This is a genomic window from Pseudomonas sp. RIT-To-2 (assembly GCF_029623465.1).
In the GTDB taxonomy this organism is placed as follows: domain Bacteria; phylum Pseudomonadota; class Gammaproteobacteria; order Pseudomonadales; family Pseudomonadaceae; genus Aquipseudomonas; species Aquipseudomonas silvicola.
Map to the genome: position 1 here is coordinate 15948 of NZ_JAPYKM010000002.1, position 17767 is coordinate 33714.

18 protein-coding genes are annotated in these 17767 nt (G+C 51.9%); 11 read left to right on the forward strand and 7 right to left on the reverse strand.

The genetic code is table 11. From position 1 onward, the window contains the following. Positions 1 to 45 precede the first annotated feature (45 nt). The 5 genes from QBK88_RS02005 to QBK88_RS02025 all read left to right on the forward strand — a co-directional run bounded on the left by QBK88_RS02005 (position 46) and on the right by QBK88_RS02025 (position 6543). A complete protein-coding gene (locus QBK88_RS02005; protein ID WP_277960705.1) occupies positions 46 to 1089 on the forward strand; it encodes a site-specific integrase in 1044 nt (347 codons plus the stop codon). Beyond that, the gene (locus QBK88_RS02010; RefSeq protein WP_277960706.1) at positions 1086 to 3542 is read left to right on the forward strand and encodes a tyrosine-type recombinase/integrase; all 2457 of its coding nucleotides are present in this window, start codon (positions 1086 to 1088) and stop codon (positions 3540 to 3542) included. Before QBK88_RS02005 ends, QBK88_RS02010 begins: the two co-directional genes overlap by 4 nt. Next, positions 3542 to 5653, forward strand: coding sequence for a site-specific integrase (locus QBK88_RS02015; RefSeq protein WP_277960903.1), 2112 nt, complete (start codon positions 3542 to 3544; stop codon positions 5651 to 5653). Before QBK88_RS02010 ends, QBK88_RS02015 begins: the two co-directional genes overlap by 1 nt. After that, positions 5650 to 6186, forward strand: coding sequence for a hypothetical protein (locus QBK88_RS02020; RefSeq protein ID WP_277960707.1), 537 nt, complete (start codon positions 5650 to 5652; stop codon positions 6184 to 6186). Before QBK88_RS02015 ends, QBK88_RS02020 begins: the two co-directional genes overlap by 4 nt. A gap of 192 nt (positions 6187 to 6378) precedes the next feature. Further along, entirely contained in the window at positions 6379 to 6543 is a 165-nt protein-coding gene (locus QBK88_RS02025; RefSeq protein ID WP_277960708.1) for a hypothetical protein, read from the forward strand. A 326-nt stretch (positions 6544 to 6869) separates the two neighbouring features. On the opposite strand, the gene QBK88_RS02030 is transcribed toward QBK88_RS02025, so the two are convergent. The 5 genes from QBK88_RS02030 to QBK88_RS02050 all read right to left on the reverse strand — a co-directional run bounded on the left by QBK88_RS02030 (position 6870) and on the right by QBK88_RS02050 (position 10684). Next, a complete protein-coding gene (locus QBK88_RS02030; RefSeq protein WP_277960709.1) occupies positions 6870 to 7196 on the reverse strand; it encodes a hypothetical protein in 327 nt (108 codons plus the stop codon). Between the two features lie 334 nt (positions 7197 to 7530). Next, a complete protein-coding gene (locus QBK88_RS02035) occupies positions 7531 to 8565 on the reverse strand; it encodes a nucleotidyl transferase AbiEii/AbiGii toxin family protein (protein WP_277960710.1) in 1035 nt (344 codons plus the stop codon). After that, positions 8514 to 9161, reverse strand: coding sequence for a DUF6088 family protein (locus QBK88_RS02040; RefSeq protein ID WP_277960904.1), 648 nt, complete (start codon positions 9159 to 9161; stop codon positions 8514 to 8516). The genes QBK88_RS02035 and QBK88_RS02040 overlap by 52 nt, the downstream gene beginning before the upstream one ends. Positions 9162 to 9470: 309 nt before the next feature. Continuing rightward, positions 9471 to 10361 (reverse strand): ImmA/IrrE family metallo-endopeptidase, encoded by an 891-nt coding sequence (locus QBK88_RS02045; RefSeq protein WP_277960711.1) that lies wholly within the window; start codon positions 10359 to 10361, stop codon positions 9471 to 9473. Next, positions 10361 to 10684: a helix-turn-helix domain-containing protein gene (locus QBK88_RS02050; RefSeq protein ID WP_191488564.1), complete on the reverse strand. Its 324-nt coding sequence runs from the start codon at positions 10682 to 10684 to the stop codon at positions 10361 to 10363. The genes QBK88_RS02045 and QBK88_RS02050 overlap by 1 nt, the downstream gene beginning before the upstream one ends. 191 nt (positions 10685 to 10875) lie before the next feature. On the opposite strand from QBK88_RS02050, the gene QBK88_RS02055 reads away from it, so the two are divergent. The 6 genes from QBK88_RS02055 to QBK88_RS02080 all read left to right on the forward strand — a co-directional run bounded on the left by QBK88_RS02055 (position 10876) and on the right by QBK88_RS02080 (position 16558). Further along, positions 10876 to 11841 (forward strand): CBASS oligonucleotide cyclase, encoded by a 966-nt coding sequence (locus tag QBK88_RS02055; RefSeq protein WP_277960712.1) that lies wholly within the window; start codon positions 10876 to 10878, stop codon positions 11839 to 11841. A 9-nt stretch (positions 11842 to 11850) separates the two neighbouring features. Next, positions 11851 to 12366, forward strand: a complete 516-nt coding sequence (locus QBK88_RS02060; protein ID WP_277960713.1) for an HORMA-1 domain-containing protein — start codon at positions 11851 to 11853, stop codon at positions 12364 to 12366. Next, the gene (locus QBK88_RS02065) at positions 12366 to 13295 is read left to right on the forward strand and encodes an ATP-binding protein (RefSeq protein ID WP_277960714.1); all 930 of its coding nucleotides are present in this window, start codon (positions 12366 to 12368) and stop codon (positions 13293 to 13295) included. The genes QBK88_RS02060 and QBK88_RS02065 overlap by 1 nt, the downstream gene beginning before the upstream one ends. A 51-nt stretch (positions 13296 to 13346) precedes the next feature. Continuing rightward, positions 13347 to 14087 carry a DUF6602 domain-containing protein gene (locus QBK88_RS02070; protein WP_277960715.1) on the forward strand — a complete coding sequence of 247 codons (741 nt, stop codon included), beginning with the start codon at positions 13347 to 13349 and terminating at the stop codon, positions 14085 to 14087. A gap of 117 nt (positions 14088 to 14204) precedes the next feature. Continuing rightward, positions 14205 to 14540, forward strand: a complete 336-nt coding sequence (locus QBK88_RS02075; RefSeq protein ID WP_277960716.1) for a hypothetical protein — start codon at positions 14205 to 14207, stop codon at positions 14538 to 14540. A 410-nt stretch (positions 14541 to 14950) separates the two neighbouring features. Further along, positions 14951 to 16558: a hypothetical protein gene (locus tag QBK88_RS02080; RefSeq protein WP_277960717.1), complete on the forward strand. Its 1608-nt coding sequence runs from the start codon at positions 14951 to 14953 to the stop codon at positions 16556 to 16558. A gap of 102 nt (positions 16559 to 16660) precedes the next feature. Here QBK88_RS02080 and QBK88_RS02085 read toward each other — a convergent pair whose 3' ends face one another. After that, complete coding sequence (locus QBK88_RS02085; RefSeq protein ID WP_277960718.1) at positions 16661 to 17278, reverse strand: hypothetical protein; 618 nt, start codon at positions 17276 to 17278, stop codon at positions 16661 to 16663. A gap of 25 nt (positions 17279 to 17303) precedes the next feature. Further along, complete coding sequence (locus tag QBK88_RS02090; protein WP_277960719.1) at positions 17304 to 17726, reverse strand: hypothetical protein; 423 nt, start codon at positions 17724 to 17726, stop codon at positions 17304 to 17306. Positions 17727 to 17767 lie beyond the last annotated feature (41 nt).

Consider the following 17767-nt stretch of genomic DNA (forward strand, 5'->3'; position numbering starts at 1 on the left):
TACCTTAACCGTCACTACCGAAACATCCTCCTCGCAGATCCAAGCGTGCTGTCATACGGCAGACGAATCTCCTACCTCCTGACGTACCTGAATGCCAGACCTGAGTACCAGACCTGTGATCGCGATGATGCGTTGCTGACGGTCGGCCTGGGTCACCTTGAAGCGTACCTCTCCAAGCTAGATTCTGATGGACTGGCCCCAAAGACCGTCCAAGCCCGCGATGCAACCTACAACCACTTCTTCACGCATCAGTTGTGCAAGTCGTTTGGCGGCAAGCCTGCACTCCGCGCAGACAACCCATACGAGGGAGGCCCCATCCGGAGAGGTGCTGCCCATACGCGAGGCATCATCCAGCCCAGCAGCATGGTGGAACTTGAAGCTGTAATCCTGAAAGCACACTCAGAGCGTGAGCGGTGCCTGCTGCAAATCATGTACGACTCCGGGATCCGAGTGTCGGAGGTCCCACGGATTACCCTCCAGGACATTCGGAATGCCCTGGCCCACCAGACACTGCACATCGTCTCATCCGAGTCGAATATTCCGATCAATGCTGATTACTCGCCGCTGTACATCGCAGGAAGTAAAGCGAGGAAGAACGCCATCAAGCCGCGTCTAACCATCGTGAGCCGTACCTCTTTGGAGCGTGTCGAAAAATACCATCAAACACCCCTGTATCGCGCCAGGGCCCGCCGCTACAAGGATCCAGAGAAAACGCCCGCGTTCTTCAACGCTGAAGGCACGCCATTCAAAACCAAAAGCGTAGAAAAGCTGCTTGAGCGGGTGTGCGAGCGTGCTCTGAAAGGGGGTCAAATCAAGCGGATGATCTCGCCGCATAAATTTCGACACGGCGGGGCCTATCTCATGCTCGGCAGCCCAGACCTTGGGAAGGGCTATGACGAAAGGCTAGCCCTTCTCGCCAAAGCTTTTGGCCACAACAGCGCCACCACGTCGGAGGGGTACACAAAGATCCCTCACGACATCTACGAGAAGCTGCGCAAGCCCGGCACCGAGCTGAAGACCAAGGCAGGCGAGATGAGGCTGCTGCGAGAAAGAACGACCAAGCGCATAAACACAAGCGATAAGAAATGATGATGCCGACCGCCCCCTCCCTAGAAGAACAAGGCCAAGAGCCAAGCGTCCAACCCAGCCAAACCTTGCAGCCAGAAGCAATCAAACCGAAAAAGCGTGATGAGGAATTGATTACGCAGTCGATCAGAGATTGGGCAGAAAAGGTTAAAAGTAGCCGACAATCGTTGCTTACTGTCCAGCTTGGCCAAAAAGGCGAGCCTTGTTTGGCGTTCACGTACCTCAAAAGAGAGTTGGGGTGTGGGGGACCTGTGTTTTATTCACGTGGAGAAATACTCGATTCAGTTCTCCAGAGAATGGTCGAAGTAAACATCGTCGTTCTCGGTCATCCTTCAATCGCCAATGAATGGCGCCGCAAGCTTCTGCTCTGGTACGAGGGGCTCACCGAAACAGAGAGGAAAGAAATTCCGGTTGTCGCCAAGGTTATTAGCTCTAGGGCCAGCCTCTACGACATGGAAGGTATGGGTAACTTGAAGTGGGCGCGCGCTAAGTTCCCCTTAGTTGCTGAGACCTACGACTGGATCATTGGAGACTTGATAGCCCTTGGCGTTATCAAATCTGATTACAAGACGGTGGCCGAGCGTAAAACTGAGGATAAGAAGCAGAAACTTAAATCCCCTCGCAAACCGTCACCCAGAATGTTGCTTCTTGAGTTGAGAGAGATTCCTGTCACCTGCTACGAAGATCTAGTGGAGGATGACCCAAATATCCCGTTCAGGAAGCTGCTCCATGTGTTCGCAGCAGCCTCGATGGGAGCACGATCAGACTCAACCAAAATCAACTATAGCGAAGGATTCAGATTTACCATTGAGCACCTCCAGGTACTTGGCTTTTCTGGGACCCAGGACGTTCGCGATCTTTTTCAAGCCAACTATCTGGCCGTTTTTAGAAAATTTCTAGTCGAGAAAGTCCAGAGCGATAAGCTGTCCACACACACAGCCGACTCAATACTCTCTGCTGTTCGTTCGACGTACAAACGTGCGACGAAGATAAAAGGACTAGACTTCACAACCTTTATTGACATTGAAGGATTCAAAAAGCATCGGAATAGCGATGAGTATCGCCCCTACCCTAAATCGGTTCGACTTCAGATCAAACAGGCTTGTGAGGCAGAGCGCCTTAAACTCAATAATCTTGCAAAGGACTATGTTCCTTTTGGGGGCGGCTGCGACCCAGTGGATGGGAACGGTGAGCTTAAGAGAGGGTTTGTATCACTGGATAATGCTCGTTGGATTTTCGAAAACAAGCTGAACTGCCAGGTAATCGGGCCAGGGTCTGCCGACCAAGGCGATGAGTATCAGAAATGCTTCTTAAGGATATTAAGTTACGTGGGGCTGGGCCTGATCGAGACTTACGAGACCTGGGGTATCATTTACCATATTACGCCTCGTCATATGGCAGCCTACATCACCCGTCTTGCTCAGATAACAGGCTTGAACGCTGACTCTCTTAAAACATTAGACCTTGACGACTTTGTTGAATCTCATGCGCTCACTCTAAGGCCATATCTGCGTTACTGGAAGGAGCGCTCAGACGGGGAGAAACAGTTACATTTGGATCTGATCGACGCAGATTTAACGTGGCTGACTATCAACCAGAGCAAAGAAATCAAAGCGATTTTCGCTGAGGTCGAGTTCTTGACCCGTAATATTCGCCTACGCGCAGAGGGGGTCATGAGGGATCGACTATTCATTTTTGACTCTCGACATTGGAGCGAGTTGGGAAAAATTAAGTCTTTTGAAAGCGCCACGACTATCAACTGGGTCATGACTCAATTTGCACGTGATCACCAACTCAAAGGTGAGGATGGTGAAGACATCAACATCTCAGCATCTCGACTCCGCCCCAGCCTGGTGGCTGAGCTTGTGGAGCAAGGTGTGTCTCTGCGCGAGATACAGGTGATGCTGGGGCACAAGTCCCTGTCTACCACGATTCAGTACCTGGACCGTATGGAGTTCAGTAAAACTGCGCGCGATATTCTTGAGAGCGCACTCGCAAAAATTCACAAAGAAGCCGTTGCTACCGACCATTCTGAGCATGCAGCTACGGAAACTGACGCGTCGACAGAGGGTGCGAACGCACCCGTTGCAATTAACACCGGCTTGATTAAATGCAAAAATGTGTACGATCCACCCGACGACATCAAAAAAATGGCGTCGTACAAGAAAGGCAATGCATGCTCACTGCTGAACAAATGCCTGTCGTGCAGCAATTCAATTATTAACGTATCGCAGCTGCCCGAGTTGTTCGCAATGCGCCGAGAATACCAAGACATGCTGGCAACGAGCGATATTGCACAAACCCCGTATGGTGCGATCATACTAGAGAACGTAGAGGTATTGGACAGCATCCTTACACCGTCAGAGCAAGGGTTCACTGCCGAACAACTGGAAGAGGCAGAACGTTTGTCAGAGCACATCATCATAAGTCCCCTGATCGAAGGAGTAACGCTGTGATGATTTTTGAAACGTTGATACGTAAATTCAAGCCTGTGCGAAAGCAGCTATTTCAGCACCTAGGCAATCAAATCATAGCTACAACTGCGAATGCAGAGAGCGGATTTAACGCTCTGAGCTTGATGAATGCCTTGCTGGAATTACCCGTCAGTAAGAAAAGCCAGGTAAAAGACTCGGTGTGGGACTTTAATGACGGCACAGCTATTCTGCCCAGGGACATCCAAGGCGCCAAATCCCGAATCGATTTCAGTAGCTACGACAGCATCAACACCACCATTTTATTCGAGATTAAAATGGCGATGCTGTGTGCATTAGAGATTCCAGGTGCGTTGCGAATACAAGACAAACCCAAGCTCTATAAGCCCCACACCATTCTCGACATTTTCAAGTCTACCATTCCGTTCTTCGACCAGATGTCTGAACGCAAGCGTCTGGAGCACGGTGAGGATTTCTTTGAGAATTCGCACTTCAGCCTATCCGACTTCACCGAAGATGACTTTCAGACTGAGGCCAAGGTATTTGATCGTTCATTTCGCCGTGTAACATTGCAAGGCTTTAACATTTTACGATCAAATTTTATGATCGAAAACGTGCTTGCAAAGCCACTAGCCCACGTAGACCTGGAGGGCTTAGGCTGGCAAACAAATGGCCTAAAAGAGATAAAGGTCAGAACCAAACAAAAATGGCTTCCTAATAAAATCTTTGAAAAATGCTCGCGCGCAGCATCATTTGCAGTAGTTGATTTCCTTAAAGCCTTAAATGAAGAGATTAGGGATACTGATACCTTAAGCCGCTTGAAACTTTCCGGCTATGATGAAGCCAATGGAGTTAAGCTCACGCGAAGCGCTTATGACATCTACATCGCAATCCGCATGGACTCACGTGGTTATACCGGCGAACAGATTACTCCGTTCCTATACAAGATGGACACAGAATACTGGTCCCCACAACGACCAGGCCTTTTCAAAGACAAGGCAGCGATTGTAAAACTGACAGACACGCAGCTTGACGATGACTTTTATGAGTACATAACGCACGTCAACAATAGTGCAGGCTATATCATCGCTCAGTACACTGGGATGCGCCCCTCAGAGCTATCGGGGTGCTTGGCTGATGACTGCCTCGTTAAAGATGACTTCGGTCACGACTTGATCGTCAGTACCGTGCTCAAAGGTCGAGAAACGTACGGAAAGTTGTTCGAGGACAAATGGGTGGCAATCCCCGCCGTTCTTGACGCTGTGAAAGTGCTGCGCATCCTGAACCGTTTCAAGCAAAACCCGTTTCTTATAACGAACATGAATACCATCAAGCCTGGCATGCAAGACTCCGCAAACTCGGTAAGCGGTAGCGGGCTTGGCCATCAACTCCTGGCATTTCTAACGAAGGTCCTGACGCCGGAAGAGCTTGAGCCGCTGGCCGTATCGCCTTACACCCTGAGGCACTCCCTGGCCAACCAGATGTTCCGAGCAGCAGTCGGGCTCCCTTTCATTTCGTACCAGCTGAAGCATTTCGGCCACCTAGCGAGCAGAATCGAGCAACGTCGGCACAAAACGGTGACCATCGACTACGGTGGCATCGGCGACGCTCTGGTGTCTGGAGGCGGCAGAGACGCCCCATCCCGCCACGATGCTGAGCGAGAGTTCATCGTCAACTCGTGCGACCCCGAAGGCGGATACGCGGGCGATAATGCAGACGCTCATCGCAGTCGCTTGAAAGCCTATTTCAAGGGCTATCTCGAAGCTGGATACTCGAAGGATGAGATTTTTGATCGCATGGCCGAGTTGGGCTTTGCCGTTATCAACGTCGGCCAGGGCTACTGCTACGGCAACGCTACCGATACGCAAGATCCGTCGCTACCTTGTATCGGTTCTCTGCGCTGCAACCCGAACCGGTGCAAAAACGCGGTAGTGACACCTGCCAATGCGCCAAAATGGCAAGAGGTCTACGTGCAGAACACCCTGGCACTGAGGAAAATCGAGAGCGCCTCGTCTGAAGCATTTGCTGACCTTCGCGCATCTGAAGAGACGGCAGCGTCAGTCGCACAGCTGAAGCTGGCGATAGCTGAAGCAGAAGGTGTACTGAGAAACTTGGGCATGGAGGTTTCAGTATGAGTGCAGCACCGTATGACGCGAAGAATGCCGACAGTTTTGACGCAGTAACGTACAGCCTGAACGAAGCGCTCAAGAAGCTAGAGAGGGACCTCTCATTGCCTGTGAACGTCACGAGCTTGGCAAAGCTGGCAAGCGTGCACCGCAACACCATTTACCATCGCGAATGGCCTGTAGCGGAGCTGAAGCGGATCAAGGCCGGTCGTGAGCAGCAGAAGAAGGACCAGGCGATTGCGAAAGCCAATACCAAAACGCCTGAACAGCTTCTGGAGCAGAGTAGGCTGGAGATTGTCTACTGGTTCACCCAGCTTGAAGAGGCGCGCGTGAGTGTGAGTTCCCTTACTGCAACCACCAAGCAGACGGCCCAAGCACGCGACTACTATATGGCTGAGTACAAGAAAAGTCAGGAAACGATCAGCAAGCTCAACATCGAGATTTCGAAACTTCAATCTGCAATGGCCATATTGGAGGATGAGCTGATGAAATCGAAGCTCAGTGCCGAAGACGTCTCAGCGACGACTGGAGAGCGAGGCTAAACGGCCTCGTATCAATCGTGTTGAGTACGAAACCGGCTGCGCCGAACGATGCCAGGTGGGGGTGGGTTGGGGCGTAAGGGTGATGCCCCCTCCCCGCTCGCTCAGGCCTTGCTGGCCAGCAAAGGTTTTAAGATATCACCGCCCCACACAGAATGGATAGCAATCACAATGAACATTAGGGACTATGGTTCGATGAAAACCAAGAAAGAAAGGCTGGCAATTATTTTCGAAAAACTAAAGCTTGAGCCTGCCGTCGCCAATAGAGAGCAAGCAAACAAACTTATTTGCAAGATAGTGAACGAGGTGGAAGATAGCGAAACTAATCTACCATTGGATTTCAGCTCATCGTCTGGATGAATGTTTTTCTTTAACTTTTCTCTCGACGATTGGAAAGACTTAGACTCAGACCCTGCCAGCATAGCTCTAAACAGCAAACACGTTGTCAAGCTATATAATAACGGAACCATAGTAATCTACAGCCATCACTACAATGAGCTTACCGAAGTATTTCGTAAGGACGGAATTTGAATTTTTATAGTGCCGAGTCCTGATTCTGACTAGGCGTCAGTAGACCGAACCAGAGTACCTTCACTGGCGATTTTCTGCCGGTTTGGACCGGCGGCTATCGATGGCTGCAAAGGCTGAGTGCGGGCAAGTGCCAGTTGGGGCTTATAGCCCACTGGCTACATTGGCGTCACTGACACGACTTCGACGTATCGGTACTTCTTTCTTGCGGCCTTCGTGGCATCTTGCTGTGCCAGCAGCGTACTGAGCGTGTCTGCTTCGTGGACAAATTCATAGGTCTTCCCTTCGAACTCATTGCTGACCTCCAGGACGACTCTCAACCGGGGTGTAAACGGTTTTGAGGCCTTCCGCTTAGCCGGGGCCTTGATCGGCGCCGTAACGCTGGCAGGTGAGGTTACCGGAGCGCGTGCGTTAACAGCCACAGCCGCTTGGGTCGCTCCGAAAAGCGCCTGGCGCATTTCCTCTTCCGTTAAATCTTCACGCATAGTGCATCTCACTGAATGTACTGGATAACCTGGACCGATTGCATGTTCATGGCTTCAGGTGAGAGGCCAGCAGCTAGGCCTCTAAGGGACCTTGGCCAGATCGAACTCGTCATACCGCTGCCCCCGGCGTCAGTTAGGAAGAAAATAGCGACGTTGGCCGATGCGTCAGGCAGAACTAGACAGCGGGAAAAGGACTTTTACCGCAGTGGTGCAGGGTAATATCTAGTGGTTCCCGAAATGGCGTATCGACACTCATCTGGCCCTCGACAAGCGGGGGCGCGAGCTGGGGCATCTGAGAGAGCCCCACCTCCAGCCTGGTGACCGGCAACAGCGACTACACTTCCACCTGCCGACTTAACGAAAGCTGATTTACATGCTCCTGGAGCGATGTCAGGTCATCCATGATGCCCTTCAGGGGATAAAAATGGCCGTTCAACATACCTGATCCCTCCATTGCAGAGTAGTCACCTTCCAGGCGGGCGAAGTTTTCTTCACCAGGAATGAGGTTCATTTCACCAGCGATGCACCGATCATAATGAGCCGTGGCGCTGTTGAAGAAGACAGACTTGAGTGCAATCACGTCTGCGAGCAAATCGAGGTCGTTCTTAGCCTCGGCACCGACATTGTGCTGTAGAAGCATGGCAAGGTCGTACCAATGCCGAGAGATTCGGTCTTTGCCTTCGGGAATAGGCTTGTTGCACTGGGCATGAATCAGCGTGACCTTCTCCCAGAAGGTCCTGGCCGGCGACAGAACAACCACTCCCTCAGCTTTCGGGAAAGCAATACCCTCGAACATCCCTGCAATGTCAGGCTGGATCGTATGAACCTCATTGGGGTCGATGATATTTCGACCACCAAACTCAACCAAGACGTGATCACGCAGGTAGCCTTTCGCGTCGGCAGCGACGGCTGGGTAGTAGATGTGGACCGATTCGCCATCCTCGCTCACGGAAACTTGGCATTCCGAAGCGCACCCGTAGCTTGGAAATTGAGCAACCAAGTACGGCATGACCGATTCACGGGTGTAGCGCCCTACGTTTGTAATAAGGTCAGCGCTTACTTTTTTACGCTGACCACCAGACATCTTTAACAACTCAGGAACGGTATGCTCACAGCCCAATCCTCTGTAGTCCACGGTGATATCAACGTCCTCGGAGAACCGCTTGATCACGCCGTGAACTTTTGAAAGGCTAGTGCCACCCTTGAAAGCCATGGCTTTCCGGCCGGGCATCGCGAACAGAAGCTGGAGAACCAGTGTCAGCCAGATGTCCTTTTCTAGCACACTTGGGGAGCGGCCAGTTTCTGCGAAAGCTTCATCTAGGATTTCGCGTTGACCAGCCTTGGGGAGATCGAAGTATGACGTTGACACTCAAATTCCTTAGCAGCACTGAAGAGTGCCAAGCGTATCCACTCAGGCATTTTGCAGGCCATGAGTTTGTTAAATTCTTCGCTGTTGAGGGAGTTAGCAACCTTCTGGGCCACCAACTCAGTCAACTCATTTCGTCCTAAGTACAGCAGCGCAGTGAGCGCAACGCCCACTTTAGTGCCTGCCTGCTGTAGACGCTGGCTTGACACATGCCGAAGCCGCACAACCGCGCTTCCAACTCTAATTTCACGAGTTGATCCACTGGTATAGTAGGTCGGAAGCACCTGCATCTGAGTGCTGAGCCCGAGGCGGCGAACAGCTTCAGCACCATGCACCTGGATAGTCTCCCCTCTTGCCCTAGCAACCGCTTCCATTACCTGAATCGGATTGGCTCTGACCTTCCTGCCTGTGTACTCGCTCTGCTTAGGGCGCATGTAGACGCCGCGAGCGACACGCTCTAATGAGCCTCTGATCACCATCCGCGACAGTGCTTTATCAACCGAAGCGCGAGTGCCTGCCTGCGCGAATAGTGCGCCAGCAAAAGGCTTGCCCTTCGGCATGTGCTTAATACGGTTGAAAATAGACTCTGAGACAGACATGAGTGACTCCGATTGTGTCAGAAGCTTGATGGACGTTTTCTGACCCGCAGAACCAATATATCCCTTACAGCCCCTGGCTTCCAGCAGGTAAACCGACATCCGACGAACGTGCTAAGTCTACCACATTGCAGCATGCGATTGCCCCTCCACCAATAGGGCTCGCCAGCGATCTGGAAGTGTCATGTTGCCCCACAGAGAGGCCGTACGATCACCGCCTATGAAGGCATGTGGGAAGACGATAGACCAGTTGCCCCCTCCCTGGCCAAGCAGCTCGAATACGTCTGGACGTGAGCGACCTAACGAACTGCGTCAACTACGTGGCCGCTTAAACTCCCAGGGCCTAAAACTGTCTTCATTCGGGCGCCAAACAGAGGCCGAGCGCGGCAAAACAAGAAGAGTCAGGACGTAGTCAAACTGGTCGGACGAAACCTTCATTTCTCGCACACAAGTGTTAGCGTCTGCATGCGCGAACCAGATTTTTGCTGGCAGTTCGACTCCCTTACGCTCGTGCCTGACGCCCGGGGCGACTGCCAGAGAGCCTGCGGGTAATTCGATGGTTTGCTTACGCGTAGGGAAGAAGACGCCTGCGCGCTTTGCTGGCCTGCTCGGAAATGCCCACTGCATGAAGCCGTCGCGTGACAGAATCAAAACCGCACTTTCTTCTGTGTACTGAAGCCACTTCAGAACAGCGGCTGTGAGGGAGACACCATACCGCTCAGCACAATGGCCGAGCAGGTCAAGGTCAACGGTAGTAGTGATCTGGGCCCTGAAGTCATCCAGAGGCATGAGCAGGTAGGAAGCGAAGAGATCTGCCTGGGCTTCAATGGTCTTCTCCTCCCACTCAAGCATGTCATCGCCACTGCATTGAAATGCCGGACGGTCCTGGCGATGCAGGATGTAATGACCTAGCTCATGCGCCTGTGTAAAACGGATTCGACCTGGGGAGGCCATTGCGCTGTTGTACAGCAGCATCCATTTCTTTCGCTCTTCGTCCGGAAATAACGCGCCATCAAAGCTCTTGATGTCGACCGGAGTGACTTCTGTGATCGGATCAGACCAGCCAAAAATCCTGGCTGCTTCCATGGCCAGCATCGGCACATCAACTGGAAATCTACCGCCGTGTGCGTTATCGAACGCCTCCATGATCTTGGACAGCCGGTTGGCTGCCTTCTGAGGTGTCCATACCTGCTTGTCGACCATTATTTTCCCTTCTTGAACGTTTCCAGAATCTTCCGGAGATGCTCCTTGGCATCTGGTTCCAAGTTCTTGTACCCACGAAAAAACGCATCGTCGAGATGGCGCTCTTCAGGGGCCCTTACGTCTTCCTCGAAAAAGTACTGGGTCGCTACGCCCAGCACGTCAGCCAAGGCCGTGAGCTTCTCTGCTGATGGCCGTTGGGATTCACGGTTTTCCAGCTCCCAGAGGTAGCTTTTACTCAGCCCAGCCATGTCTGACAGCTTCTCTAAGGTAAGCCCGCGCTGCTTACGAAGCTCGCGGAGCTTCTCACCGAGACGGGTCGTCACGATCTCGCTCCTTTCTGTTGTGGTCAAAAAATTGTACCACTATTCCGAACAAAGTGTTTGACAAAACCGAAATTCGGAGTAGCGTAAATACAAAGTTCGCTATACCGAACTTTTCTGCCTGGCTAGCCGATGTGCGCTGTGTGGCGTGGTCGTTCTGCCTTCACTTAATGCAAATCCCTAGGGGGAAGGGTATGTCCAGAGAACACGTAGACCACCGCGACATCGCACGGTTCGCTGAAGAAAAAGTGAACCTGCCCAAGGAAAAGGCTAGCGCATATCGGGAGCAGGCCGGGCGTTTGCAGGAAAAATTGGAAGGCTACCTCTCCGACCATCCAGACTTCTCGCTCAAGCGAATGCTGGTCTCTGGGAGCCTGGCAAAAGGGACCGCTCTGCGTTCTCTCAGTGACATCGACGTCGCCGTCTACATCAGCGGCTCCGATGCGCCGCATGACACCAAAGCGCTGATCGATTACCTGGCCGAGAAGCTGCGAAAAGCCTTCGCCAACTTCAGCCCTGATCAGGTAGTGCCGCAAACTTACTCGGTTACCGTGTCGTTTCGTGGGTCAGGCCTCGACGTCGATATCGTTCCCGTACTCTACAACGGGCTTCCCCAGTGGCGGGGCAACTTGATCAGTCAGGAAGATGGCTCGTTCCTGGAAACGAGTATCCCGCTCCACCTGGAGTTCGCGAAAGCACGCAAACGTGCCCAGCCAACGCATTACGCCCAGGTCGTGAGGCTGGTGAAATACTGGGCAGCGTTGATGAAGCGTGAGCGCGACGGTTTCCGGTTCAAGTCCTTCATGATCGAGATGATCCTGTCGAAGCTGTGTGACGACGGGGTCGACTTCTCAGATTATCCGGAGGCTCTTCAGTCCTTCTTCACCTACATCGCCCGGTCGGAACTGCGCGAAAAGATCTTCTTCACCGACAACTACCCGGCATCGCAGGTCGGCACCTTCACCGACCCGTTGCAGATTATCGATCCCGTGAACCCGACTAACAACGTGGCCCGGCTTTACACGCAGCAGAACATCGACGCGCTCATCAAGGCCGCCCTGGACGCAGGTGATGCCATCGACGCAGCGCTCTACGCGCCAAACAAACAACTGACTGTTGGCTACTGGCAACAGGTCTTCGGTTCAACCTTCCAGGTGTGAGGTAGCAGCATGTCGTCTTCCAGCTACTCGGTTTCAGAATCTCAAACTTTCACCCTGACGCACGCCAAGCACATGGCCGCCAAGGTAGCCGCTGATCTGATGCGCCTTCAACGCCTCTATGGCAAGCCAAGCACTCAGTGGATCTCGGATTACGAGGAAGAGGTGACAGCCTTCCTGAAAGCGGGCTACCTGGACACTGTGACCTATGGGTTCAAACGCGATGGGAAGTGGATTGAACCCACTCTCAAATACACCGCGTCTGAGCTTTCCAGCGGCGGTGTCGACGATACGCCAGGGCGGATTCGCCCGAATGCCGACATCACCGGGGCAAGCTTCTATAGCTACATGACCTACAACGATGCTTGGCGGAATGCATCCCAAACCGAGCGAGATGCCGTTAAGAGCCAAGTGCCAGTCAGCAGAGGCCAGGCCAATGAGCCGGAAGTCAATGGCTACCTGACCTCAGACAATGCCTATTCATCCGGGGGCCACACCCTCAACCGTTCGACCGTAAGGAGCTACTGATGAACAAGCCAGCGCTGGATGAACTCTTCGAATACCGCGTCAGCTACCCGGACTTCGAACCACAAGAACGGTTGGCCAGGCTGGTCGGCCTGGACGACCAGAAGGTCCGTTTAGCGAAAATCCTTGGCCTTCTGGTTAACTCATCCGGCCTCGCTAACTGGGCCAAGAAATTCCACCCCGGTTCCGAATCTGTGATCGATACAGTTCTACGGCGCCCTCCTCTCGTAGTGCTTGCTGGTGATGTGGGCAGTGGTAAAACCGAGCTGGCAGAGACTATCGGGGATGCTGTTGCCCGTCAGGAAGACATCGGCATCACCCTCTTCCCATTGAGCCTGTCAACTCGCGGGCAAGGCCGAGTCGGTGAAATGACTCAGCTGATTTCAGCAGCCTTCGATTACACCATTGAAGAAGCCCAAAAACTCAAATCGGGCAGTGGCCGCGCACGTGGTGCTGTGATCCTCCTGATCGATGAAGCAGACGCATTGGCCCAATCTCGCGAAAATGCGCAGATGCATCACGAGGACCGGGCTGGTGTGAACGCCTTCATCAGGGGCATTGATCGAATTGCAAATGCCCAACTGCCAGCCGCAGTCATCATGTGCACCAATCGTCTCAGCGCCTTGGATCCGGCTGTGAAGCGACGTGCAGCTGAAGTTCTGTCTTTTGGCCGACCTAATGAAGAGCAACGCCGCAGCGTTCTCACCCATCGCCTAGGACCACTGGGCATCTCTCCAGCCGCGCTGGACGATCTCGTGAAAGCAACTGGCCCGCGCCCGAAGGATGTTCCCGGATTTACCTTCTCCGATCTGACCCAGCGCCTAATTCCATCGATTGTGTTGGACGCGTACCCAACACAGGCAGTGGTCCCTGCCAGAGCAGTACGAGTTGCCCAAGAAATGCAACCTACCCCCGCATTTAAGGATCATTGATTCTGGACGCCTGTCAGGCGCCGTTCAACCGTGCCCCGCGAGTGAGTAACCATGGCCACGAAAAAAGATCGCATTGCCGACACTGCCTGGATGAAGGATGCCTTCGTAGATGTCCAGGCAGAGTTGGCTCTCAAGCTAAAGCGAGCTGCTCAATCCATCTCGCACGCAGGGACGCACGGTACTGTTGTTGAAGATCATTGGATCGATGTGTTCAGGGCATACCTTCCAAATCGCTATCAGGTTGCTACAGGCTTGGTTATCGACAGCCAAGGCAACCGGAGTGACCAAATCGACATCGTCATCTTCGACCGTCATTTCACTCCAACACTTCTCGACCAGCAAAATCACCGATACATCCCCGTCGAAGCGGTATACGCCATATTCGAGTCCAAGCCACATTTCGACAAAAGCTATTTGGAGTATGCAGGAAACAAGGCGGCATCAGTTCGCAAGCTGCATCGTACCTCCGTACCGATTGCTCATGCCGGTGGAACCTACGCACCTAAGCCCCTCTTCCCTATCCTTGCGGGCATAGTCGCTCCTAAATCAAGCTGGGCCGATGGTCTAGGGGAGCATTTCTTAAAGCACTTGCCTGGTGAGGAGCTGGAGCGTTTGGATTGTGGTTGCGCATTGGATGACGGTGCTTTCGATAGCTTCGATGAAAAACTAAAGGTTGTCGGATCGGAGGGCTCGCTCATTTATTTCCTGTTCCGCCTTCTGTCTCGCCTTCAGTCGCTAGGCACGGTCCCTGCCATTGACTGGGCAGCGTATGCGGCGGTTATAAATAGGTAGGCCCAATGCCAGGACTGGTTTACCGGCTGATAATCAATTGTAAAAAATTGCTTCAGGTGGTAAAGCAATTATCACCAAAAGACAAATCGTGTACTCAACACTCTAAGGGAAAAACTCATGAGCACCAGCACCGAACCTGAACTGCGAAAAATCAAGCCGACCGAATTGTTTTACACTGACTATAGTGACAAGGCCGTGCCAGGAGATGATCCAACTAAAACCAAAGAGGACGCCGAAAGGTTCAGTCGAAAAGAAAAATATGAGGTCGTGAACATGATCAACTCGATTGGCTGGAAGGACAATAAGAATACACTTAACGGCCTTTTGACTATTGAATGGATGATCCATGAAAAGTTGCCATCCGACATACAAGGCAGAAAAAAGGTCCAAAATTGGATCGGTGCAGAATACTCCAAACTAAAAGCTAGCCGCCCTGCTCGGCTTAACGGCTAATGCTTAGAAACGGCGAACAAGTCTGCTTTTCGTTCGAATAGCCTATCGGAGCCCCCATTTTTACCGGGGGCTGGACAGCTCAAAAAACACTTGCTCGGAGGATCCTTAGCTATTTCCTGCTTCTTAGCTGTACAGCTAAGAAGCAGGAAATAGCTAAGGTTATTCGCAGTGACGCCGTGGATCTGGCGGAATAGAGCTGCTTACCTTTGCAACCTACACCCAAGCGCCTCGCTGATGAGGCGGGGGTCTCACGGTGACTGGCAGCGGGTGAGCCACATTGATCTATAGTAAAAATGACGCAGAAGCGTAAAAAAATGAGAGTACTGTGCTCCTAGCTAATACCTCGACCGACGCGCTGAGCCATTCGCCGCGCTGCATCACCAACGTGTCACCAGCTCAAGGAGATAGCTGTGCTGAAAAGCCGTAGTATTGCCGGTGTTGAGATTTTTCGAGCTAGCCCTGCTCACGAAGATCGTGTCTACAAAAGGATCAAAAGCGCCGTATTCAAGAGTTTCAGTCCGGGTCGTTACACAGACAAGGCTGTTATCGTCACAATCGTGAACCTGATGTACAAAGAGTATTACGCCATCCTGGATGAATTCCTGCCGATGGTGCCACCACGAGAATTTGTCACCTTTTTGGTTTCCGAGTACGAACGCTATGGTCAGGTTTCCGACGCCCATAAGCGCCAAGAGCTGTCCGAAGAAGATGACCATTTCTGGCAGGCATATGCGCTGAATTCCCGAAGGGGCATCAAGCATGTGCTGGAGCTGTTGTGCCGCTCGAATATGGCAGCAGACAAAGTCGCCAGCACGCACGAAGAGCAGGAAGATGCGATCTCTATGGTCTTCATCGCTGCTGAAGAACTGGTAAGCCTGTACATGAGGAGCGACAACTACAGGGGCTTTTTGGACGAAGCCACGCTGACACTCGATCCGGATAGGTTCACGTACTTCCATGTGGAAGAAGATAGCAAGCTCAAGTTTGACATTCGTCAGTCGGTACATGACTTTGAAAAATACGTGCCTTCTCCCATGTTCCTACAAGACACGGAAGCGCACGCTGAGATTCTGGATGCAAGCTTTCTGGACACTCTTGGCCTGAGCTACAAGGATACGCTGGGCACTGTTGCATGGATTATCGATTACTTTAGCGACAAAAGTAACCCCGAAGCACTTGTCGCGTTCGAATGGAAAGAAGCGATCAAAACGATCACTCTAAATTTTCGCATCACTCAGGAGCAGGCGGAGCTGCTCCTAAATGGTTTTAGCCTTAGCGCGCAGACCATGGAGGATCGGGAGCTGTTCCGTCCGAAACAGGAGTATCGCGCATACAAGCGAGGTTTCTTTAGAGATCCAGTTGATGGCGTTGACTTGGTATTTTTCTCCTATCGTATGGCTTTAGAGTGCCTGCAAATTCTGATCGCGGATGTGCCGTTCAAGAAATTGCCCCCCGAGTGGCATTCTACAAACGTAAAAAAAGCACTCGACGTCCTGTCACTCAGAGCCGGACGATGGTTTGAGCAGGTCGTCGAGCGAAACCTCAAAACCATAGGTATCATCGGATCATCGTCGGTCAAGACCTTGTCGCTCGGTAACGGTCAAACGCTGAGGATTCCATCTGACGTTGGTGAGATTGACTTCCTTGGATTTGATGAAGCGAAAAAACTGCTGGTGATCATTGAAGCCAAGCAGGTCGGATATGCGACCGAACCTCGGATGTTTCGAGATGATCAATCCAAGTTCATCGAAGGGGCGAACAGCTACAGCGCCAAATTCATCAAGAAATACAACTGGGTACTGGCTAACGTGGAAAGTGTCGAAAAACACTTCGCCTGCAAATTCAATCTGGAGACCAAGCTTGAGCTTGCCGGCTATGCGATGGTCACGTTGTATCCGACTATCGTTTCCACCAAGATCAAGGATTTTTCATGCGTATCGATCTGTGAGTTCATGAGAAAAGCTGAAGGCAGCGATACTTGGCCGTTCAGCCAAACCCAACTGAAAAAAGCGGATTGACAAAAAGGCTCTGCTTGCGCAGAGCCTTCCCCCCAGATCTGCTCGTGATTTGGACGATGGTCCTCGCCGGATCGCTTGGGTGCTGGCACTCAATACAGGCAGTTAGGCCACCCTCCTCCAAGCTTGCTCAAGTCTTTTGGACGCTTCAAGCGCGAATCCATTTTCTGTTCGAACGACAAAAAACTTTATCACCATGAGTAAAACAGCAAAAACGATTGCCAAGGTGACATGATAATTTATCATCTGCGTCATGGTCTGACCTTGAATAAATGCCAGGGCGCCATACGCAATCATCACTACGCCATACAGGCGACTCGCAAATATTTTATTAAATCGTCGCCCAACGGGGCTCATCCCCATAAACAACGCGATTAACCCGGCGAGCATAGCAGCCAAGTAGCCGATGATGGGGAAGCTGAATCCAAGCGCCAGCACGATTGGGCTCCAGCGGATGTCCCTACCGACTATCTCTACTGGAATTTCGCGGCTTCGCTTGAACGCGATAACTTGCTTACCGTACAAAAACGCAAGTCCAATACGTGTCCCGGCCACCAGAGGGACTTCGCTATCCTCTAGCTTAACTTGCGTCACCTGCTGTGTTTCGACGTTCTTTATCCATCCCTCTTTCTTGTGCGTAGTCTCTATGCGATCAGCATCACCGCGCACGCTGCTGGTGTGGTCAGCACTCAACACTTCAAAAACGCCTACAGATAGCGTCATGGCGCTCTCCTATACTTTATTTAGATTACCGTTGAATTCTGGAAATAATTTTACAAAATTCTTTTTCAGCACCCGCCTCGGGCGTATAAATGCCCGCTGACGCGACGAACACAAGACGGACCTGCGCTCCAGCGCTGGCGTCTTCGACAATCGCATTCAGCGGCGCACGTTTGTCACTGAAATTGACATTTTGATAAGCGGAGATCATTTTCTTGCGATCATCTGCGCTGGAAATGTAGTACCCGTCAGATACTAAAATTTTGTAAAGACTCTTGTACGCCGCATCAGATTTTATACCCGGCAAGCTAGATACAGTTGTGAACCGTTTGCCTGTAAGAATGCTACCTTCCGTGGAGAAATTTGACTCACAGTCAGACTGAACGCTGCCGTTCATGGCACATCCGTTCAATCCGAAAACGATCACAGCAGGCAAAGCAATGCTGCGCATTGAAAACACCATTGGTTTCATCGCTAATATCCAACGAAATA